Annotated in this window: 17 protein-coding genes, 1 tRNA gene and 1 pseudogene; 17 read left to right on the top strand and 2 right to left on the bottom strand. The window is 63.1% G+C overall.

The annotated features are described in order from the left end of the window. Nucleotides 1–1,026 carry a 3-deoxy-7-phosphoheptulonate synthase gene (gene aroF / locus B5D13_RS02680; protein ID WP_078686802.1) on the bottom strand — a complete coding sequence of 342 codons (1,026 nt, stop codon included), beginning with the start codon at nucleotides 1,024–1,026 and terminating at the stop codon, nucleotides 1–3. A 149-nt stretch (nucleotides 1,027–1,175) separates the two neighbouring features. Next, nucleotides 1,176–1,252: transfer RNA gene (locus tag B5D13_RS02675), tRNA-Arg, on the bottom strand. A 114-nt stretch (nucleotides 1,253–1,366) separates the two neighbouring features. Here B5D13_RS02675 and B5D13_RS02670 point away from each other — a divergent pair. The 17 genes and pseudogenes from B5D13_RS02670 (at nucleotide 1,367) to B5D13_RS02595 (ending at nucleotide 21,033) form a co-directional block, all read left to right on the top strand. Further along, nucleotides 1,367–3,748 (top strand): HAD-IC family P-type ATPase, encoded by a 2,382-nt coding sequence (locus tag B5D13_RS02670; RefSeq protein ID WP_078686801.1) that lies wholly within the window; start codon nucleotides 1,367–1,369, stop codon nucleotides 3,746–3,748. Then, entirely contained in the window at nucleotides 3,735–6,416 is a 2,682-nt protein-coding gene (gene acnA / locus B5D13_RS02665) for an aconitate hydratase AcnA (RefSeq protein ID WP_078686800.1), read from the top strand. Before B5D13_RS02670 ends, acnA begins: the two co-directional genes overlap by 14 nt. Before the next feature lie 26 nt (nucleotides 6,417–6,442). After that, nucleotides 6,443–6,607 (top strand): annotated as a pseudogene (locus tag B5D13_RS08885) (zinc-ribbon domain-containing protein); the annotation flags it as partial. A 12-nt stretch (nucleotides 6,608–6,619) separates the two neighbouring features. Then, a complete protein-coding gene (locus B5D13_RS02660; RefSeq protein WP_234970653.1) occupies nucleotides 6,620–7,438 on the top strand; it encodes a hypothetical protein in 819 nt (272 codons plus the stop codon). A gap of 109 nt (nucleotides 7,439–7,547) precedes the next feature. After that, nucleotides 7,548–8,090, top strand: a complete 543-nt coding sequence (locus B5D13_RS02655) for a peptidylprolyl isomerase (RefSeq protein ID WP_078686798.1) — start codon at nucleotides 7,548–7,550, stop codon at nucleotides 8,088–8,090. A gap of 37 nt (nucleotides 8,091–8,127) precedes the next feature. After that, entirely contained in the window at nucleotides 8,128–9,555 is a 1,428-nt protein-coding gene (locus B5D13_RS02650; protein ID WP_078686797.1) for a tetratricopeptide repeat protein, read from the top strand. Between the two features lie 53 nt (nucleotides 9,556–9,608). Next, nucleotides 9,609–10,652 (top strand): rod shape-determining protein, encoded by a 1,044-nt coding sequence (locus B5D13_RS02645; protein WP_078686796.1) that lies wholly within the window; start codon nucleotides 9,609–9,611, stop codon nucleotides 10,650–10,652. Between the two features lie 11 nt (nucleotides 10,653–10,663). Next, a complete protein-coding gene (gene mreC, locus B5D13_RS02640; protein ID WP_078686795.1) occupies nucleotides 10,664–11,656 on the top strand; it encodes a rod shape-determining protein MreC in 993 nt (330 codons plus the stop codon). Between the two features lie 9 nt (nucleotides 11,657–11,665). Then, nucleotides 11,666–12,229, top strand: coding sequence for a rod shape-determining protein MreD (gene mreD / locus B5D13_RS02635; RefSeq protein WP_078686794.1), 564 nt, complete (start codon nucleotides 11,666–11,668; stop codon nucleotides 12,227–12,229). A gap of 9 nt (nucleotides 12,230–12,238) precedes the next feature. Then, nucleotides 12,239–14,269, top strand: a complete 2,031-nt coding sequence (gene mrdA / locus B5D13_RS02630) for a penicillin-binding protein 2 (RefSeq protein ID WP_078686793.1) — start codon at nucleotides 12,239–12,241, stop codon at nucleotides 14,267–14,269. Between the two features lie 15 nt (nucleotides 14,270–14,284). Continuing rightward, nucleotides 14,285–15,511 carry an FtsW/RodA/SpoVE family cell cycle protein gene (locus B5D13_RS02625; protein ID WP_078686792.1) on the top strand — a complete coding sequence of 409 codons (1,227 nt, stop codon included), beginning with the start codon at nucleotides 14,285–14,287 and terminating at the stop codon, nucleotides 15,509–15,511. Between the two features lie 57 nt (nucleotides 15,512–15,568). Further along, a complete protein-coding gene (locus tag B5D13_RS02620) occupies nucleotides 15,569–16,771 on the top strand; it encodes a hypothetical protein (protein WP_078686791.1) in 1,203 nt (400 codons plus the stop codon). A gap of 22 nt (nucleotides 16,772–16,793) precedes the next feature. Further along, the gene (locus B5D13_RS02615) at nucleotides 16,794–18,680 is read left to right on the top strand and encodes a TIGR03960 family B12-binding radical SAM protein (protein ID WP_078686790.1); all 1,887 of its coding nucleotides are present in this window, start codon (nucleotides 16,794–16,796) and stop codon (nucleotides 18,678–18,680) included. Beyond that, nucleotides 18,667–19,371 (top strand): TIGR03936 family radical SAM-associated protein, encoded by a 705-nt coding sequence (locus tag B5D13_RS02610; RefSeq protein WP_078686789.1) that lies wholly within the window; start codon nucleotides 18,667–18,669, stop codon nucleotides 19,369–19,371. The genes B5D13_RS02615 and B5D13_RS02610 overlap by 14 nt, the downstream gene beginning before the upstream one ends. Before the next feature lie 141 nt (nucleotides 19,372–19,512). Then, on the top strand, nucleotides 19,513–19,869 hold the full coding sequence (rplU, locus tag B5D13_RS02605; RefSeq protein WP_078686788.1) for a 50S ribosomal protein L21: 357 nt from the start codon (nucleotides 19,513–19,515) through the stop codon (nucleotides 19,867–19,869). A gap of 45 nt (nucleotides 19,870–19,914) precedes the next feature. Continuing rightward, entirely contained in the window at nucleotides 19,915–20,163 is a 249-nt protein-coding gene (rpmA, locus tag B5D13_RS02600; RefSeq protein ID WP_078686787.1) for a 50S ribosomal protein L27, read from the top strand. Nucleotides 20,164–20,487: 324 nt separating this feature from the next. Next, nucleotides 20,488–21,033 carry a hypothetical protein gene (locus B5D13_RS02595; RefSeq protein ID WP_078686786.1) on the top strand — a complete coding sequence of 182 codons (546 nt, stop codon included), beginning with the start codon at nucleotides 20,488–20,490 and terminating at the stop codon, nucleotides 21,031–21,033. Nucleotides 21,034–21,063 lie beyond the last annotated feature (30 nt).

Below are 21,063 nucleotides of genomic sequence, written 5' to 3'. Positions count from 1 at the left end.
TTACTCCTTGTCCAGGTCTGCCGTGACGGCCTCACGGATGAGCGCGATGCGCTTCATGGCGTCGGCGAACTGGGCGGGAGTCAGGGCCTGGGCGCCGTCCGACCAGGCCTCCTGCGGGCAGTTGTGGACCTCAATCTCGAGGCCGTCGGCTCCGGCTGCCGTCGCCGCGTAGGCGGCGGGGCGAACGTAGCGCGTGTAGCCTGTCGAGTGGCTGGGGTCGCCGACCACGGGCAGGTGGGAGAGGTGATGGAGCACCGGGATGGCGTTCACGTCAAAGGTGTTGCGCGTGCGCGTCTCGAAGGTGCGGATGCCCCTCTCGCAGAGGATGACGTTCTCGTTTCCCTCGCTCATGATGTACTCGGCGGCCATGAGGAGCTCGTCGATCGTGCCGGACATGCCTCGCTTCAGCAGGATGGGGGTTTTGGTCTTGCCGACCTCCTTGAGCAGCGAGAAGTTCTGCGCGTTTCGCGCGCCGATCTGCATGACGTCGATCTTCTTGTCGACGAACAGCTGAACGTCGCGCGGGTCCATTACCTCGGTGACGATGGGCATGTCGAGCTCCGCGGAGGCCTCGAGGAGAAGGTCGAGGCCCTTCTCGCCCATACCCTGGTAGGAGTAGGGGGAGGTGCGGGGCTTGTATGCGCCGCCGCGCAGCATGGTTGCCCCGGCGTCCTTGACGCAGCGTGCGATCTCGATCAGGTTCTTGCCCTCAACCGAGCACGGACCTGCCATAACCTGGAAGTTTCCTCCGCCGATCTTTACGCCGTGGCCGCAGTCGACGATGGTGTCCTCGGGGTGGAACTTGCGGTTCGCCTTCTTGAACGGCTCCGAGACGCGCCTCACGGTCTCGATGATGTCCATCGACTCGAGGAGGAACGGGTCGATCTGGGTGGTGTCACCGATGATTCCGACGACGGTCTCGTTCTCGCCTCGAGAGACGTTGGTTCTGAATCCTCGGCCCTCGATCCACTTGACGAAGTGCTGAAGCTGGTCGTTGGTGGCCGACTCTTTAACGATTGCAATCATGGGCGTGCCTTTCTTGCTGTATACGCAGCTCGAATAAACCTGAGCCGATGCTACAACAAACAACGTTGGCACACCGTGCGGCACTAAAAGTGTTACGAAGGATGTAACGCGGCAAGCTTTATGCAGCTTCAACCGCAAATAATAAGAAATGGTGACCCCAGTGGGGTTCGAACCCACGACCTTTCGCTCCGGAGGCGAACGCTCTGATCCACTGAGCTATGGGGCCACGCGAAAAGTGATTATACTTCAACGCTCTGCCACGGGGGTCGTGATTGCTTGTCACTTTGCGATTCGCCCCATCGCGTACAATGTCCATCGTGACATCGTGCGAGGAGGTCCGATGAACGAGGATATGTTCACGTCGACAGGGTATGAGGAGTGCGGCCTCACGCGCGAGGAGGTCGACCTGCGCGTATCGAGGGGTCTCACCAACTCCAACACTGATGTGAGGACAAAATCGGTCGCCCGCATCCTCGGCGAGCACGCTTGCACGCTCTTCAACGCGGTCAACCTTGCGATGGCTCTGCTCGTGCTTTCGACGGGTTCCTACAAGAACGTCGCCTTTGTGGCGGTCGTGGTCTCGAACCTCGTCATCGGCGTCACGCAGGAGATCCGTGCCAAGCGCATGGTTGACAAGCTCTCCATCATGACCGCCAAGGAGGTCCGCGTCATGCGCGCCGGAGAAGTGCGCGGCATTTCCGTTGAGGACGTCGTCCTGGATGACATGGTCCTCGTGTCCCACGGCGACCAGATTCCCGCCGACGGAGAGGTCGTGAGTGGGGAGGCGCTCGTGAACGAGAGCCTCCTGACCGGTGAGAGCGATGCCATCGAGAAGGCCTCGGGCTCGCAGGTGTTCTCGGGGTCATTCGTCGAGACGGGCTCGGTCCGATACCGCGTGACGAAAGTGGGGCAGGACGGCTTTGCCGCGAAGATCAACGCGGAGGCCAAGTACGTGAAGCCGGTCTCGTCCGAGATCGTCGACACGCTCGACTTCATCATCAAACTCGGCACCTTCGCCCTCGTCCCCCTGGGAATCGGCCTTTTTGCGAGGCTCATGCTCTCGTCTCGCTTCGGCCACGACGCCGCGATACTCCAGACGGTCGCGGCGGTGATCGGCATGATTCCGCAGGGGCTCGTCCTTCTCACCTCGAGCGTCTTCGCAATCGCGACCACGCGCCTCGCCGCCCGCAAGGTCCTGGTTCAGCAGGCCTATTGCGTCGAGTCGCTGGCCCGCGTCGACGTCCTCTGCCTCGACAAGACCGGGACCATCACGACCGGCGCCATGGAGGTCTCCGAGGCCCGCGGCGAGGGGGCCGCGTCGGCCGCCTACACCATAGCCCGCGCCCTCGAGGCCGATGCGAACGAGACCTCGCGCGCCATCATCTCCTTTGGAGAGGGGCGTGGGCTCGTCGCCCAGGCCGCCGTCAGGACCGTTCCCTTCTCGTCCGCCACAAAGCTCTCGGGTTGCCTGACCGTGGACGGCCGCGCCCTGGCCATGGGCGCCGCGCAGTTCGTGCTCGCACGGGACTATTCCGCCCACGAGGAGGAGGTTCGCTCGTTCGGCCAGCTCTCGCGCGTGCTTGCGGTTTGCGAGTTCGACGGATTCGACGACGGGGGGCGCCCGCTGGGCCGTGCCCGCCTGATTGGTTATCTCGCCATCCAGGACGAGATTCGACCGACGGCCCGCGCGACCATGGAGTTCTTCAAGAGGCAGGGGGTCGACATCCGGGTCATCTCCGGCGACGACCCCTATACGGTATCGGGTATCGCGCGGGCCGTCGGCGTCCCCGGCGCGCAACGCTTTGTGGACGCGTCAACGCTTTCCGACGAGCGCGAGGTCGCGAGGGCCGTGGAGGAGTGCCGCGTCTTCGGACGCGTCACGCCGCAGATGAAGAGGTCGCTGCTGAGGGCCCTCAAGGCGCAGGGGCACGTCGTTGCCATGACGGGGGATGGTGTGAACGACGTCCTCGCGCTCAAGGAGGCTGACTGCTCGGTCGCGATGGCGGCGGGTTCTGCCGCGGCGCGAAACGTGGCCGAGATAGTGCTCGCCGACAACGACTTCGCCCACATGCCCGAGGTCGTTGCCGAGGGGCGCCGCTCGATAAACAACCTCGAGAGGTCGGCGGCCCTGTTCCTTATGAAGACCGTTTACACGATGGTGCTCGCCCTCATCTGCATCGCCCTTCCGCCGTACCCCTTCATTCCCGTGCAGATGTCGCTCGTGAGTACCGCAGTGATCGGGGTCCCGTCGTTCCTGCTCGCGCTCGAGCCGAACCACGACCGCGTCAGGGGCTCGTTCATCCGCAACGTCCTGTCGCGCTCGCTGCCGGCCTCCGGGGCAGTCATCGCGTCGCTGTTCCTCACGATTCTCGTCGCGCGCATCCTTGGCTGGTCGGTGAGCGAGCTCTCTACCTGCTGCATGCTCGAGATGTTTGCGATCGGCACGGCGCTCATCTATCGCATATCGCTTCCCCTCAATCCCTTCAGGCTTTTCGTGCTGGCGGTCGTCGTCGCCATCGCTGTGTTCGGCTGCACCGTGTTCAGCTCGTTCTTCTCGGTCGGTGCTCCTACGTTAATTTCTGTTGGCGTTGCGCTCGCGTTGTCTGTTTCAGGCATATTCTTATTCGTTAGGACGTTCGCCGCCGTGCAGGAAGGGCGCGGGACGGCACATGCAATAGATCGAATCATCGCGAGAGTGGAGAGTCTCAATGCAGGCAAGTAACGATTTCTACCGTGCTGTAGTCCAGGCAAGAAAGCCCAGGCCTGTTGAGGTGTCTGGCGTAAAGCGCATGGTCTACGACGTCTCGTCCATTCCCGGGGCGTCATCTCTGCCGAGGGCCCTGGTCATTCTTCTCGAGAACTGCGTCAGGCGTGCCCAGAGCGACGAGGCTGCGGTCGAGCTCGCCAGCCGCGTCGTTAAGGCCGGCATGGCCGGCGAGCAGGGCGACGAAATCGAGTTCATGCCCGCCCGCGTCCTGTTCCAGGACTTCACGGGCGTGCCCGTGTTCGTCGACTTCGCGGCCATGCGCGACGCAATGGTCGAGCGCGGCGGCGATCCCGCAAAGGTCAGCCCGCGCATTCCCTGCACGCTCGTCGTCGACCACTCCGTCATCGCCGACTGCGCCGGAAGCCAGGACGCGGCCGACGCCAACCAGCGCAAGGAGGCCCGGCGAAACCACGAGCGCTTCGCCTTCCTCAAGTGGGCCGCGAACTCCTTCGACAACGTTCGCATCGTCCCGCCCGGAGGCGGCATCTGCCACCAGCTCAACATGGAGCGCTTCTGCGAGGTAGTGGGGACCGACGCCCTCGCGCAGGGCGACGTTCCCGTTGCCTGCTTCGATACGCTCGTGGGAACAGACTCCCACACCACCACCGCCAACGGCCTTGGCGTACTGGGCTGGGGTGTGGGCGGCATCGAGGCCGAGGCTGCGGCGCTCGGCCAGCCCATCTCCATGCTCGTTCCCCCCGTCGTCTCCCTTGAACTCACCGGCAAGCTGCGCGACGGCGTCGGTGGCATGGACCTCGCGCTGACCGTCGCACAGCTGCTTAGGTCCGAGGGCGTCGTCGGCTCTCTGGTTGAGGTCACCGGCGAGGGCGTCTCCACACTCTCGGCCACGCAGCGCGCTTGCGTCTCGAACATGACGCCGGAGTACGGCGCCACCACGACGCTCTTTCCGGTCGACGACCAGGCGACCGCGTACCTCGAGCTTACGGGCAGGAACGCTGACGACATCGCCTTCACCCGCGAGTATCTCAAGATTCAGGGGGTCTGGGGTGCCTCCGAGGGTAGGACGTACTCACGTACCATCAAGCTGGACCTTTCGACCGTCGAGCTGAGCCTCGCCGGTCCTTCGCGCCCGCACGACCGCACCACGGTCGCGGGCCTCAGGGAGCGATTCGAGAAGGGCCTCGCCTCCCATGGCATTGAGGACCGCGACGCCCTCAGGACGGTCTCCGCTGGTGGCCAGGACTACGAGCTTGGCCACGGGACCATCGCTATCGCGGCTATCACGAGCTGCACTACGGCAACCGACCCCGCGATGATGGTCGCCGCAGGCATTCTCGCCAAGAAGGCAGTCGAGCGCGGGCTGAGCGCCAAGCCTTGGGTGAAGAGGATTCTTGCTCCTGGCAGCCATGCCACCTCGCTCATGCTCGACCGCGCCGGCCTCGCTCCGTACCTCGCCAAGCTCGGCTTCTGGACTTGCGGCTTCGGCTGCATGAGCTGCATCGGAAACTCTGGCGAGATCCTGTCCTCCCTTAAGGCAGTCTCGGGTGACCTTGAGCTCACGAGCATCCTCTCGGGCAACAGGAACTTCGAGGGACGTATCTCGCCCGACGTCAGCCAGAACTACCTCTGCCAGCCCGCTCTCGTCGTCGCCTACGCGCTCGTCGGCACCCTTGACGTGAACCTGGCCGAGAGTCCCGTCGGCCTTGACTCCGACGGCAAGCCCGTCATGCTTTCCGAGCTGCTGCCCACTAACGCCGAGATAGAGGCCGCCCTCGCCACTTCGCTCGACAAGGAGCTCTTCGTCGAGGGGGGCAAGGGCCTGTTCGAGGGCTCCCGCGAGTGGCAAGAGATCGACGCCGGCTCCTCCGACACCTTTGCCTGGGATCCCGAGTCCACCTACGTCCGCAAGGCGCCGTACTTCGACCTCGCCAAGCCAGCCTCTGTTCTGAGGGTGTCGGATGCTCGAGCGCTCGCCCTTCTCGGCGACTTCGTCACAACCGATCACATCTCCCCGGCCGGGTCCATTGCCGCGGACTCGCCCGCTGCCCGCTACCTCGAGGAGCGCGGCATCGAGCGCGACGCGTTCAACACCTACGGCAGCCGTCGCGGCAACCACGAGGTCATGGCACGCGGAACGTTCGCCAACGTTAAGCTTTCGAACTCCCTGGCCGAGGGTCGCAAGGGCGGATGGACAAAGAACTTCCTTTCTGGCAAGGTCGAGAGCATCTTCGACGCGGCCGAGGCCTATCAGAAGGCCGGCCAGGATCTGGTCGTCGTCGCCGGCAAGCTTTACGGCTCCGGCTCTAGCCGCGACTGGGCCGGCAAGGGCCCCGCGCTGCTTGGCGTGAAGGCCGTCCTCGCCGAGAGCTTCGAGCGCATCCACCGCTCGAACCTCGTCCAGATGGGCGTACTCCCGCTCCAGTTCGAGGAGGGACAGAGCGCTGCCTCCCTGGGCCTTGACGGCACCGAGCACTTTGACATCGAGCCCGTCGACGTCTCGGATGGCCTTCCCAAGAGCCGCAAGACCCACGTCGTCGCCCGTCGCGAGAACGGCGAGAAGGTCGAGTTCGATTGTGTCGTCAGGGTGGATACGCCCATGGAAGGCGGCTTCCTCTCCGAGGGGGGTATCCTTCCTTTCGTCCTTAATCAATTGTCGGCGTAGGTCGCCGTTCGCTCGTCACCTAAGGGTTGGTTGCCTTGATATGTCCCAACTGCGGCTCTGACATTCCCGATTCTTCACTCCGCTGTCCGGCGTGCCACGCCGAACTGGATAGGACTACGACGATACCGAAGCAGTCGGGCTCCTGGTGCACCAACTGCGGTGCCCTCATGCCCTCGGACCAGCCGGTGTGCCCGGAGTGTGGCATGCCCAACCCGAACTACGTTGCGCCGGCACCCGAGGGTGACTCTACCGAGGACGGCTCCGAAGCCGCCGAGAAGGAGCGTACGACCGCCATTCCGCGCATCGAGAGCGCCGTGCCGGCCGATCCTGACGACGGTGCGTCGATTGTGCGAGACAGGCTCCCGAGGACTCGCGTCATCATCACCTCCCTCGTCGTCGGCGTCCTTGCGATGAGCGCCGTCGTCCTTGCGATCACGCACCCCTGGGACCCCAATGCTTTCGACACCAAGGCAAAGACCGAGGCCGACACGTCGATGGCGGGGTTTCCCGGCACGGTCTCCGAGCTTCAGGGACAGGACAGCAACGGCTCTTCTTCCGAGGAGGTCAAGAGCGGCGACCAGGCCACCTACGAAAAGCTCTCCGACGTCTACTCGAAGCTTGGCGAACTCTCGTCCAAGGTCGACCAGAACGAAGACCTCTTCAACCAGGTTGGCGCCTCGGGCTCGCTTGACGACCGCAAGAAGGGCAAGGTGGCGGCGGACGAGCTCTCCATCGAGATCAGCAATCTCATCTCGTCCATCGACTCGGTTGACGTGACCTCCGGAACCTATGCCGACGACGCCAACAACCTCAAGACGCTGGGGTCGTGGCTGCGCAACAGGATGGATGCGCTTTCCTCGGCGTGGGACGTCAGCGTCTCGTACGACGACGCTCAGGCCAACGCTGGCAAGATCAAGGCTCCGCTCTACAACTCTGATGGTGCCTCCGTCACGGAAAGCTATCGGAAGCTCTTCAACGACAGCTATTCCGGTTGGAAGCCCGCCGATAAAAACGGTTCCTAGTGCTTGGTCTGCCGAAAATGTGAAAGAATAGCTCTGCTGTTAAAATTAATCGGATGGTTATCTAGCAATTTCGTTGCTTTTCGCGGTTTTCCAGAAAGGGGAGAGGTGCATGGGTTTCTTTTCCGATCCGCTTTACACGCCCGAGTATCAGGTAGCTGGTGACGAGGTCGCGGTATTTGATACGAGCAAGGGCGTCATCCGCGTCAAGCTGGACTGCGAGGGCGCTCCCGTCCACGTCGCCAACTTCTGCGAGCTGGCGAGCTCCGGGTTCTACGACGACCTCAAGTTCCACCGCTATGTTCCCGGCTTTGTCATCCAGGGCGGCTGCCCCAACACCCGCGACATGAGCCCCGAGCAGGTTGCGGGTGGTAGGCCTGGCCCCTCCGGCATGCCCGGCACGGGCGGCCCCGGATACAGGATCCGCCAGGAGTTCACGACGAACCCCAACAATAGCCACGACGACGGTGCGCTTGCAATGGCCCGCTCCCAGGACCCAGACTCTGCCGGGTCCCAGTTCTATTTCTGCCTTGGCCCGCAGCACATGCTCGACGGCGGCTACACGGTCTTCGGCTCCACGCTCGAGGGCATAGAGGTCGAGAGGGAGCTGCGTGCCGGCGACGTCATCAACTCGATCAGGATCGAGCACGCATAGCATCGCACCATAATCGTCCCCACGAACGAGGAGAGATATGAATCAGCAGGCATTCGAATCAGGAAAGGCCGCCTACAAACAGGGTGACTTCCTGAACGCTGTCAACCAGCTTTCTCAGGCCAAGGACCCGGGTGAGGTTTCGGGCTCTGTTGACCACATCCTGGGCAACTGCCTCATGAAGCTCGGTCGCTTTGCAGAGGCCGCCGCGGCCTATGGCGAGGCACTGAGCGACACCTCCTATGGTCACTCTGGCGCTCTTGCCTGCAACAGGGGCAGGGCCCTCCTCGCCGCCAACAAACCCCAGGAGGCCATTGCCTCGCTGACCATGGCGACCCGCGACAGTGACTACGCCACACCCTACAAGGCCTATGTTGCGCTCGGCAACGCCTACATGCGCGTCGGCAATGTCCGCGAGGCCGGCGTCGCCTACCGCAACGCCGCCATCGACGAGAGCAACCCCGATCCCTCCTCGTCGCTTCGCAACCTCGGCGGTTGCTTCATGCAGATGGGTCGAGCCGTCGACGCCGTCGAGGCCTATCGCACTGCCCTCGACTTCTCGACGCCCCTGGCCGACCAGAATGTTATCTACGGCGACCTCGGCCTTGCCTACGTCGCTGCCAACCGCATGAGCGAGGCCGTCGACGCCTTCAATCACGCAACCGCTGACGGCAGCTACACGCTTCGTCCCGAGGCCCAGGCTGCCTTCGACGCCGCCAAGCGCGCGGTCTCGGCTATCACCGGCGACGGCCCCTCCGAGACCGATGCTTTCCTTGCTGCCGCGGGCTACGGCACCGGCGCCATCGACCCCCTCGATCCGACGGGCTCGACTGGTGAGTTCATGCCGTCTCCCGAGGACACGGGCTTCTTCTCGGTGAGCGAGGAGGACCTCGTCGCCGCTGACAAGAAGGAGAGGAAGATTCGTCGCAAGAAGAAGCATCGCGGCCTGAAGGTCCTGATCTTCATCCTGGTCCTCCTTCTGGCGCTTGCCGGCGCCTGCGGCTTCGCTTACTACAAGGGTTACGGCTGGCCCACCCAGCAGTCCGTTGTCGAGTCGCTGTTCCAGACCAACGCCTCTGGCGGTGACGTGGCGTCGTTCCTTGACGGAAGCGTCTCGAGCGACTCCCGCTCCCAGATCGAGTCCGTGCTCCCCAAGAGCTCGACCAAGGTGAGCGTCGACGGCCTCGACCGCTCCATGAACTCCTCGACTGCCCTTGCCACCGCCTCCCTGGAGTCGGGCGGCTCGCAGTCGTACGAGATCAAGATGGTTCGAAGCGGTTTGGGTTGGAAGGTCACTTCCGTCGAGGCCGTCTATGCGTCTCAGAACTCCACCGCGCCTACGGCAAAGTCGACTTCCTCCGACTCCTCAAAGTCCGGGGATTCCGAGTCCACCGACTCTGCCGAGACGAGCGCGACCTCCGATTCGAATTCAAGCACCACCACTGGCACCATTTCCAGCGAGGGCTAAACGTACTAGGCTAAATTGCGGCTCTGCCCGCTTACTGTTAGGGATAGGAAGAAATGTCGATTCTCGACTCTCTCTTTGGTGAGTATGACGGCGATCTTGCCATCGACCTCGGAACTGCCAACACGCTTGTGGCGGCCCGTGGCCGTGGCATCGTCCTCAACGAGCCATCTGTCGTCGCCATTGATAAGAGCGAGGACCGTGTTCTGGCGGTTGGCGCTGACGCTAAGAGGATGATTGGTCGCACGCCTGGCTCAATCATTGCAGAGCGCCCGCTCAAGGACGGCGTCATCGCCGACTTCGACGTCACCGAGGTCATGCTTCGCTACTTCATCGAGAAGGCCCGCGGCGCAAGCAGGTATCCTTGGTCCCCGCGCCCCCGCGTCGTCGTCTGCGTTCCCTCTGGCGTCACTTCCGTCGAGAAACGCGCGGTCTTCGAGGCCACCATCTCCGCCGGAGCGCGCCAGGCCTATCTGATCGAGGAGCCCATGGCTGCCGCTATCGGCGCCGACCTTCCCATCGAGGACCCCACGGGCTCTATGGTCGTCGACATCGGCGGCGGCACGACCGAGGTTGCCGTTATCGCCATGGGCGGCATCGTCGTCTCGCAGTCGATCAGGACCGCCGGTGACGAGTTTGACCAGACCATCCTCGAGCACGTCCGCGATGCCTACAACCTCTCGATTGGCGAGAGGACCGCTGAGGACATCAAGATCAAGGTCGGCTCCGCTGCGCCCCTTGCCGAGGAGTTGGACGTCGAGGTCAATGGCCGCGACGTCATGAGCGGCCTGCCCAAGAGCGTCAGAATCGAGAGCGAGGAGATTCGCAGGGCTCTCGACGGTCCGCTTGACGCCGTAACCAAGGCTGTCAAGGACGCTCTCGACGTCACGCCTCCTGACCTTGCCAGCGACCTCATGTACTATGGTGTCCTCCTCACGGGGGGTGGTGGACTGCTTCGCGGTCTCGACCAGAGGCTTCGCGAAGAGACGGGCGTTCCCGTCAACGTCAGTCCGACCGCGCTGGAAAACGTCGTTAATGGCTGTGCGAAGGTCCTCGAGGCGAATGCGCTGTCTGGTGGCTTCGTGCAAAGTGCAAATTAGAGGGTAAAAGCATGCCCAAACTATCGGGTAAGGGAACGGCGCCTTCCGGATTTCGTCGAAACGACTCGAGTTCCGGTGGCGCTCTTCTCGTGATATTCGTTGCTCTCTCGCTCGTCATGTTCACTATGAGCGTCAGAGAGAACGGAACTGGACTCTTTTCGGGTGTCAGGGGGGCTTTCTCGACGATTACGATGCCGGTCCGCTACCTCGGCGTGGCCGTTACCGCTCCGTTCAACGGGCTTGGCAACATCTTTTCGAACCTGACGGCTGACCAGGGGACCCTTTCGGACCTCAAGGCCGAGAACGAGGCCCTCAAGAGCAAGAACGCCGAGCTCGAGGAGGCCGAGCAGACTGCGACCAGGCTTCAGAACCTGCTTGCGTTGAAGAGCACCTACAACCTCCAGTCGACTGCCGCCCGCATCATCTCGGGGTCGAACGACTCATGGAGCGACACGGTCACTATCGACAAGGGAAGCTCGGCCGGGCTTGCCGTCGGAATGCCGGTCTCGGACTCCAATGGTGCTATCGGGCAGATCATCGAGTGCGGCGTGACGACGTCCACCGTTCGTCTCATCACTGACGAGAATTCGAGCGTCTCGGCCATGATTCAGTCGAACAGGGCCCAGGGCATGCTCAAGGGGTCGGCCGACGGTACGCTCCACCTCACCTTGATCAGCACCGACCAGAACGTCTCGGTCGGCGACACCGTGATGACCAGCGGTCTGGGCGGCGTCTTTCCCAAGGGGCTTCCACTGGGTACGGTTCAGAGCGTCAACAAGCCCGCAGGCGCGCTCTATTACGAGATCGTGGTCAAGCCCCTCTCCTCCACGGAGAGCTTCGAGGAGGTCCTCGTCATCACCTCTCTGACTGAGGACCAGCAGGCAACCAACGAGGACATTGCGTCGGCCGACTCGCAGGACTCCAGCAGCTCCGGCACCGGCAATGACTCCGAGTCGAATTCGGACTCCAAGGCTTCTTCGGACGAGTCCAAGAGCAGCGAGTAGGAGGGTGACATGCAGGTAAATGACAGCAACAAGAACCGTAGGAGCATGGTCCGGCTCGCCCTCGTATGCCTCTTCTTGCAGCTTGCACTCGCCCCGAACTTTGGCATTGCCAACGGGCGCATTAACTTCGGCCTCATCTATGCGGGCGTCATCGCGCTGACCATTGGCGGTCGCACCGGCGTCGTCGCGGGCTTCTTCGCGGGTCTCGTTTTCGATCTGTGCACGACGGGTCCTGTCGGGCTCATGTCGCTCCTTCTCACGGTCGCCGCCTTTCTGATGGGGATTGAGGTTCGCAACAGGATTGCCGAGGACTTCTCGGGATCCGTGGTCCTTTTCGTAATGTGCGCCTTCGTCGTGAGTGTCTTTTACAACCTTGCCATGTTCCTCGTTGGGCAGGGTGGCTCCATTGTCGACATGCTCTTCCTGAGGACGCTTCCCACATTCATTCTCACCGGTGCCGCCTTCGTGCCCTTTGCCCTAATCGCGGGAAAGGGCACGGCCGGAAGCTCCCTTGGTGGCGGGCTTGGGCCCGTGGGCAAGCATTCCATCAAGTACAGCCTTGGCAAGCGCTAGGAGCGCGTCTTGAGTCCCATCATCGTCATAATCATCGTCCTCGCGGTGATCTTGGTTGCGCTCATCGCCGTCTTCCTGCTCTTTGGCCGTGGCGGCTCGCGATTCACGTTCGACATTGGTGGAGCCGCCCCCACTGCTGCGGGCGGGTCGGACATGTCCACCGAGACGGGCTTCAAGACGCGCCTGTTCGGGCTAGACGTGTTCGCCGGGTCGATCATCGCCGTCTTGCTGGGCAAGCTTTGGACCATGCAGCTCGTCTCGTCCGATGAGTACAGCGCCCAAGCCGAGTCGAACAGGACCAGGACCATATCGGTTGACGCCCCGCGCGGCAGGATTCTGGACCGAAACGGCGTGGAGCTCGTTAACAATCGCGCGAGCCTCACTGTCGCGGCCAAGTCCGATGTCGTGCAGGATGAGGTCGAGATGCAGCTGCTCGGCAACCTGATCGGCATGCCCAAGATGGCTGTCAAACGCAAGATCGAGGACTCCAGCGGCGGCGCCCAGAGCCTGCGCACCGTCGCGGTAGACGTCTCCCGCCGGGTCGTTGCTTACATCGGCGAGCATCCCTACGTGTTCGAGGGGGTGAGCGTCGAGCAGAAGACGCAGCGCCACTACCCCCAGGGCAACCTCGCGGCCCACGTGCTGGGCTACGTCGGAACGGTCTCGTCCGAGCAGCTCGACGCCTCCAAGAAATCTGACTCCGAGGCGGCTATCTCGTACTCCTCCGGCGACATCGTCGGCCAGGCCGGCGTCGAGTACCAGTACGAGAGCGTCCTCCAGGGCGTTAAGGGCGAGCAGACCGTCTACGTCGACGCAAGTGGCGCCGTGTTGAGCTACTCGGGCTCGGTCGAGGCCCGCAGCGGCTCCGACATCGTCCTGACGCTGGACTCCAAGATCCAATCCGCGGCCGAGGAGTCGCTCCAGAGCTGGATCAAGAAGCGCCACGAGTCGGGAGCGCCCGACTGCTACGGTGGTGCCGCGATTGCGATGGACGTCACGAACGGTGAAGTGCTTGCCATGGCAAGTGCCCCGACCTTCTCGCCCAGCGTGTTCGTCGGCGGCGTGTCGAGCGACGACTGGAATCAGCTCTCGTCCGAGTCCGCGCACAATCCGCTGCTCAACCGCGCCGTTTCGGGCCAGTATCCCTCGGCGTCCACCATCAAGCCGCTCTCCACCTTTGCGGCGCTCGACTACGGTATCGCCAACACCGGTTCCACCTACAACTGCACCGGCTACTGGACGGGCTTCGGAAGCGGATTCGGCCAGTACTGCTGGCAGAGGTCGGGCCATGGCCTGATGACGCTCCAGACGGGAATCACGTTCTCGTGCGACGTCGTCTTCTACGAGATCGGCAAGGGCTTCTTCTACTCGGACACTCCCAACGGGCTTCAGGACACCTTCCGCAAGTGGGGTCTGGGGTCGAAGTCCGGAATCGACCTTCCCGCCGAGGCCTCCGGTCGCGTTCCCGATGCCGACTGGAAGTGGAACTACTTCACCTCGTCGGACGACACGGCGCGCTCCTGGCAGGGTGGCGACAACACGAACCTCGTCATCGGCCAGGGCGACATCCTCGTCACCCCGCTGCAGATGCTTTGCGCCTACGCGGGCATCGCGACGGGAGGGACCATCTGGCGCCCTCACGTGCTCAAGGGCGTCAAGGCGGCCGTTGGCGACGGATCTTCCGTCGACTACAAGACCGAGGTCGCCCGTACCGCAGATGAGGACTCGTCCTACATGGACCTAGTGCACCGCGGCCTGGTCGGCGTGGTCTACGAGGAGTCTGAGTCCCAGGCCGTCCACTTCACGAACATGTCGGTGAAGGTTGCGGGCAAGACGGGATCCGCGCAGACGTCGACCGAGCAGCCTACCGGCTGGTTCATTGCCTACGCACCCGCCGACGACCCAAAGTACGTGGTTGGCTGCGTGATGGAGAGCAGCGGCTTCGGTAGCGAGGGCGCCCTTTACGTCGTGCGAGACATCTTGGGCGCGCTGTACGATCAACCCGACACCGCCGCCGCGACCGGCGGGTCCGCGGACTAGGGGGGAGGAGAAGACATGGCAAAGCCTGCCGTAGACAGCAAGGTTGGCGAGGGAGGACTCGGGTCTTTCTCGGCCTTCTATAGCCATATCGTCGGCCGCCGCGCGCCACGCGCGAGCTCTGGAAAACTCAGCCGCGGCCCCTTCTTCCTTCCACAGCTCATACCTGCCCTGCTTCTGGTCGTGTATGGCTCGGTCGTCATCTACACGGCCTCGCTCACCATCGCTGACGCGTCCTTTGTGAGGCACCTGGTCGGCGTGGCCATGGGCGCAGCGGGTGCCCTGGCCATCTGGCACTACGACTACCGCGCCTTCGCCAACATGTCGAAGGCTCTGCTGATTACGGACGCTGTCCTCATGCTGCTTCCGAGCGTTCCGGGTTTAGGCTATTCGGCGCTTGGCATGACGGGCTGGATCAAGATCCCGCTCATCGGCATGACCTTCCAACCGTCCGAGCTCGCCAAGCTCGTCACCATCTACCTCATGGCGTCGCTCGGCGCCGAGTACAACGGCCGCATCGAGACGCTTCGCGACTACGTGAAGCTCTGCGCCATCCTCTGCATCCCGTTTGGGCTCATCATGACCCAGCCTGACCTGGGCACTGGCCTGATCATCCTCGTGACGGGCGCAGCCATCATCATCTGCTCGGGCGCGAAGCGCACATGGGTTCTGGTGACCATTGCCCTCATCGTTGTCGGCGCTGCCCTCATCGTCGCCACCTCGCTGACCGATGGCCTTCCGCATCTGCTCAAGCAGTACCAGCTCAAGCGACTCATCGTCTTCGTTGACCCCTCGGTCGACCCCGCGGGAGACGGATACAATCTCCAGCAGGCCAAGATCGCCGTCGGTTCCGGTGGGTTCTTCGGCAAGGGCTTTGGCAACGCTACGCAGGCCGGAAGCGGCTTCCTCCCCGAGGCACACACCGACTTCGTTTTCGCCCTTCTCTCCGAGGAGTTCGGCTTCGTCGGGGCCGTCGCCCTGCTCGCCCTGTTCGGTGCGATGATCTTTACGACCGTCGGCATGGCCCAGCGCATCGACGCGCCCTTCGGCAAGCTCGTGCTCGCCGGCGTTGCGACGATGTGGTCGTTTCAGTTGCTCCAGAACGTGGGCATGTGCATTGGCATCATGCCCATCACGGGCATCCCCCTGCCCTTTATCAGCTTCGGGTCTTCGTCGATGCTTGCCCAGATGACCGCCATCGGCATGGTACAGTCAGTCTGGCACCATAGGCCCAAGGCAGCGTAGCCGGGCAAGGTGCCTTGCGTTTGTACTTGGTTTGCGCGCGCAGCAAAGGGGTGTGTCATGGCACGTAAGAGCAGGGTTTCCCTGGGTAACGTCTTCGACGTCATAAATGCCGGCGTCGATTCCGAGCGACTGAGGTCGGCAAGCGTCTCCGTCTTGCTCGTCGTGGACCGCGACAGCCAGATGGACCTCGCGCTTGCCCTCAAGAAGGCCTTCGTCCCCCTGCAGTCCACAACCTGCGTGAGGGTTGCGCCCTCCGACGAGTTGCCGGGCGACCCCTCGGCCTTCGACGCGGCGATAGTGCTTCCGGGTGCCAACTCCGCGCGGTCGACGTCCTCCGTCACCTTTCTTGTTCGCTGCGGCGTGCCCGTCGCCTTCGTTGCCGAGTCGAGTCTCGATGCCGAGGATTTCCTCGAGGGGCTTCCGCAGGCGGCTCGCCCGCTTCTGAGCTGCGTTTTTGCCTCGGGTTCCGATGCCCTTCTGGACAAGCTCGCCGACTGGCTCGTAGAGGTCGTGGACGAGAAGGGCATTGCGCTGGCGGCCGGCTTGGCCTTCTGCCGTAATGCGGAGGTCAGGCGCCTCGTCAGTGCATGCGCGCTCGAGAACGCAGCGGTGGGAGCGGTCGACTTCATCCCCGGTGCGGACTTTCCGGTCATGACCGTCAACCAGGCGCGTCTTGCCCTCAACATCGCCGCCGCGTACGGTCAGCCCATTGCGCTCGACCGCGTGTCCGACCTGGGTGCCGTTTTGGGCGCGGGCTTCCTGTACCGCTACGTTGCCCGCTCGCTCGTCGGGATGGTCCCGGGAATCGGCTGGGCGCTCAAGGGCGGCGTCGGCTACGCGGGTACGTTCGCGACGGGCAGGGCGCTTGCGCTTCGCTATGACCCTGACGCCAGACGCATGGCATCGAGCTTGGCCGACGGCCTCTCCCGCGCAAGGGAGAAGGGCGTGCATGTGGCCTCGGCGGCCGCAGGCGCGCTGGCTGACCTGTCCCGTGCCCTGGGCAAGGCGCCTGCTGCGCCCCAGCGCCCGCCACAGCGTCTGTCGCTCCTGGCGCGCGGCGGCTCCGGGAGGGATGGCCGCATCGACCCCGTCCACGTCGAGTTCGTCTCTCCGTCCGGCAGGCCCGCGGCGAAGGCCGACGATTTCGCCGACGCCGACGCCGACGCCGACGGCGAGTCGGGCTCCTCGCGATCCACCAGCTACGTCGTGCTCGAGAGACCCGTCCCCAAGCACTTCCGCCCGGGCGAGGCCCACGAATAGAAGCAAGGAGAGATTCACCCACATGAGACTTCCCAGAGAGGACTGGTACGACCGACTCGAGCCGCTGCTGGCACGCGTCGAGAAGCCCTCGCGCTACCTCGACCACGAGTGGGGCGCAGTCGAGGACCAGGACGGCCCCTTCCACGTTTGCATGATGTACCCCGACGTCTACGAGGTCGGCCAGCCCAACATGGGCATCGCCATCCTCTACAACACGCTCAACGCGCAGGAGGGTATCTCCTGCGAAAGGGGCTTCCTGCCCTGGATCGATCTTTCCGATCTCATGAGGGAGAAGGGAATCCCGCTGCTTGCCCTCGAGAGCTCTTCTCCCGTGGCGTCGTTCGACATCGTTGGCTTCACGCTTGCTCATGAGATGGCCTGCACCAACATCGTCGAGGCACTCGATCTTTCCGGCATCGCCATTCGCGCGGCCGAGCGCGCCGAGGATGACCCGATCGTCATTGCCGGAGGACCTTCGGTCTGGAACTGCGAGCCCGTCTCGCCCATGTTCGACGCTATTCTTCTTGGTGACGGCGAGGAGGCCATTGTCGAGATGTGCCACGTCGTCCGCGACGCGCGCGCCTGCGGTATGACCAGGGCAGAAATCCTCCGCGGACTCTCTGAGGTCGAGGGCGTTTACGTCCCCTCGCTCTACGACGTAGTTGTAGACCAGAGCTCCACCGAGTGGGGCTACGCGGTTCCACGCGAGGGCTCTGACGCGCCCGAGGTCGTCCTCAAGCGCACCCTCAGGGACTTCTCGAAGACCGACCCCCTTCCACAGAAGATCGTTCCCTACATGGGAATCGTTCAGGACCGCCTGGCCATTGAGGTTCTTCGCGGCTGCGCGCGAGGGTGCAGGTTCTGCCAGGCGGGCATGAGCTATCGCCCGGTCCGCGAGCGTCCCGCCGGCGACGTCATTGCCGCGGCCGAGGAGGGGCTTGCCGTGACGGGGCATGACGAGGTCTCGCTTACGTCGCTCTCGACCACCGACCACTCGCAGTGCGCGCAGATCCTGCACCAGCTCAACGAGGACATTCGCGGCACGGGCGTCCGCGTGTCAATCCCGTCCCAGCGCCTAGACTCCTTTGGCGTCGAGATGGCGGCCGAGGTCGGCGGCGCCAAGAAGGGTGGGCTAACATTCGCCCCCGAGGCGGGCAGCCAGCGTCTGCGCGACGTCATCAACAAGAACGTCACGGTCGAGAACATCGACATGGCGGCTCGCAACGCCTTCGAGAACGGCTGGCGCCGCATGAAGCTGTACTTCATGATGGGGCTGCCCACGGAGACCGACGACGACATCGTGGCGATCAACGAGGTTGCCGACCGCGTGCTCGAGATTGGGCGCGACGTGGTCGGAAAGGGCCCGAAGAGTGGCGTTTCGGTTTCCATCTCGGTTGCCGTCTTCGTTCCCAAGGCGCACACGCCCTTCCAGTGGGCGGGTCAGCTGCCGCTCGAGGAGGTGCGTCGCCGCCAGCAGCTGCTGCTTCACAGCTGTCCCGACCACGCCATCAAGATCTCGTACCACGACGCAGATGTCTCCCTTGTCGAGGCGGTCCTCTCGAAGATGGGCAGGCGCGGCTTTGAACTCATCTACGCGGCCTGGCGACATGGCTGCCGTTTCGACGCTTGGACGGACCAGTTCTCGTTCCAAAAGTGGGAGGATGCCGCCCAGGAGGTGGGCTTCGACCTGCAGAAGATCGCATCCGAGCAGCTTCCGCTCACCGTGCGCCTGCCGTGGGAGCACACCTCTCCCGCCGTGTCGAAGGGATTCCTCCAGCGCGAGTGGCGAAGGGCCGCTGAGGGCGTAACGACGCCCGATTGTACGATGACCAGCTGCACCGGCTGCGGCGTGTGTCCCGCGCTTGGTGTGAAGAATGCGATAGTGGGGGACCGCCATGTCGGACGCTAGCACGCAGAAGAGGCTCAGGGTTCGCTACCGCAAGGATGGTCGCCTAGCCTACCTCGGTCACCTCGAGGTGCTTAACACAATCAACCGCTCCGTTCGACGCTCTGATGTGCCCTTTGCCGTCGGCAATGGCTTCGCTCGCCGCATCAGGCTGCAGTTCTCGCAGGCGCTGCCCGTGGGCGCGTCCTCGGAGTGCGAGTTCTACGACCTCACGCTCACCGAGGAACTCGAGCCTTCCCGCGCGCTCGACATGCTTCGCCGAGCGACGCCGTCTGCCCTCGCTCCCGACGAGGCTGGCTACGTCGACAGGAGCCTGCCGGCGCTCGAGGCCTGGCTAACGCGTGCTGACTGGCACGTTCAGCTGCCCGCTCAGGGTGTAGACGTCTCTGGCCTTGGCGAGTCCTTCTCTGCCCTTAAATCCGAAGGCGTACTGAGCTACCTGCGCGGCGAGAAGAGAAAGACCATTGACGTTTCGTCGGCCCTCGTGTCATGGGAGATCTCACTAATGGATGACGCGCTGCACATCGAGCTCGCGACCAGGTCGTCCAACGACGGATCCCTTCGCCCGCAGGTTCTTCTCAACGCCGCCTTTGATAGGCTCGGCGTGGCTGGAAGCGACGTTCCCGTGCCGCGCGTCGCGCGCGTTGGGCAGTGGCACGAGGGCGAAGATGGGCTTCTCGTGAATGCGCTGTAAACGGGCCGCTTGACGGCTTTGCGGCAGGTATTCTGTCCAAGGCGTGTACTGCTTGTGAATGCCAGCTTTTTGTTGACCGAGCAGGTAATCGCTAGTAAGATGTGTTGCTGTTGCACAAAACCAGTAATGAAGGGTTACCAAATGTACGCAATCGTTACCACTGGTGGCAAGCAGTATAAGGTTGCCAAGGGCGACGTCTTCGACGTCGAGAAGCTCGACGCGCAGCCTGGCGACAAGGTTAAGCTTGACGTCCTCATGCTTAATGACGGCAAGAAGACTGTCGTTGACGCTGCCACGCTCGCTAAGAAGAAGGTCACCTGCGAGATTGTTGAGCAGTTCAAGGGCGAGAAGGTCCTCGTCTTCAAGCTCAAGAAGCGCAAGCGCTACCACCGCACCAAGGGCCACCGCCAGAACCTCACCAGGCTCAAGGTCACCTCGATGCCCACCACCAGGACCAGCGCGGCAAAGTCCGCCTCTACCGAGGCCAAGGCCGAGTAGACGTCCGAGCATTTTTTCATTTTGAGTAGATAGGCAGGTAAGACAATGGCTCACAAGAAAGGCCTCGGCTCTTCTCGCAACGGCCGTGACTCCAACGCCCAGCGTCTTGGCACCAAGATTTATGGTGGCCAGGCCGTGAAGACTGGTCAGATCATCGTCCGCCAGCGTGGTACGCACATCACCCCCGGCGAGAACGTTGGTCGTGGCAAGGACGACACCCTGTTCGCACTTGCTGATGGTACCGTTGAGTTCGTCAAGGGTGCTAAGCACTACGTGCACGTTCGCACCGCCTAGTGCAAGAGCTTAGAGTTTGTTGAGCCCCCTCCTTCGAGGGGGCTTTTTGTTACTAGACAAAGACGTGTGCCGAATTGTTGTGGAGCGTTTTCGTCGGTTTTGATAGATTGTCACCAGCGACATCGGATATAGACCCAGGAGGTGGATTACATGCCTTTTCTCGCGAGCAAGAACTGGTGGTGGCATAGTCTATCCTCTCTCGGTCAACTCTGAGCCGATCGCTGCCGCATAGGTAAAGAAGATGGCGACTTCCGAGTTGATCGGGGGTCGCCTTTGCTTTGCCGCGCTAAAGTCCGCAGTTCCAACAGCCAGTAGGAGGAAGCCATGTCAGACGCAAACCAGCCTCGCACCGTTAGTCAGTCCGCCAAGAACAATGGCCTCGACATCTCTTCGCTCGTGCTCACCGCCATCCTGGTGGCAGCGGGCATCATCCTCAACATCACGCTTGGCAACGCCCTTGCGGTCACGGGCATCAAGCCCCAGTTCGTCATCGCGTCGTATTGCCTTGCCGTGCTGCTCATCAGGCCCAAGACGAGCCAGGCCGTCGTGCTCGGGCTGATCTCCGCCGCCATCATCCAGGTTTCCACCTCGATTCCGGGGCTCAACTTCCTGACCGAGTCCGCCGGTGCGCTGGTCATGGCCGCCATCGTCAACGGCACTTCCGGGGAGGGCAGGGTTGTTCCTCTCGTCGGAGCGTTCTGCGCGACGCTCGTGTCCGGTCTTCTGTTCGCGGCCTGCGGAACGCTGATCATGGGTGCCGACATCGCGACCGTCGTTGTCAAGCTTCCCATCGTGCTTGGCACTGCAGTGTTCAACGCAATCGTCGTGCAGGCTCTCTACCTGCCGCTCAAGAAGGCTCTCAAGCGCTAGATGCGTTATTTTGACTAGGGAGGTCAGCTC

This window comes from Olsenella sp. KH1P3, from assembly GCF_900167315.1.
In the GTDB taxonomy this organism is placed as follows: domain Bacteria; phylum Actinomycetota; class Coriobacteriia; order Coriobacteriales; family Atopobiaceae; genus Olsenella_J; species Olsenella_J umbonata_A.
Note: the sequence above shows the minus strand (reverse complement) of the source record. Positions and strands in the feature narration are given on the sequence as shown.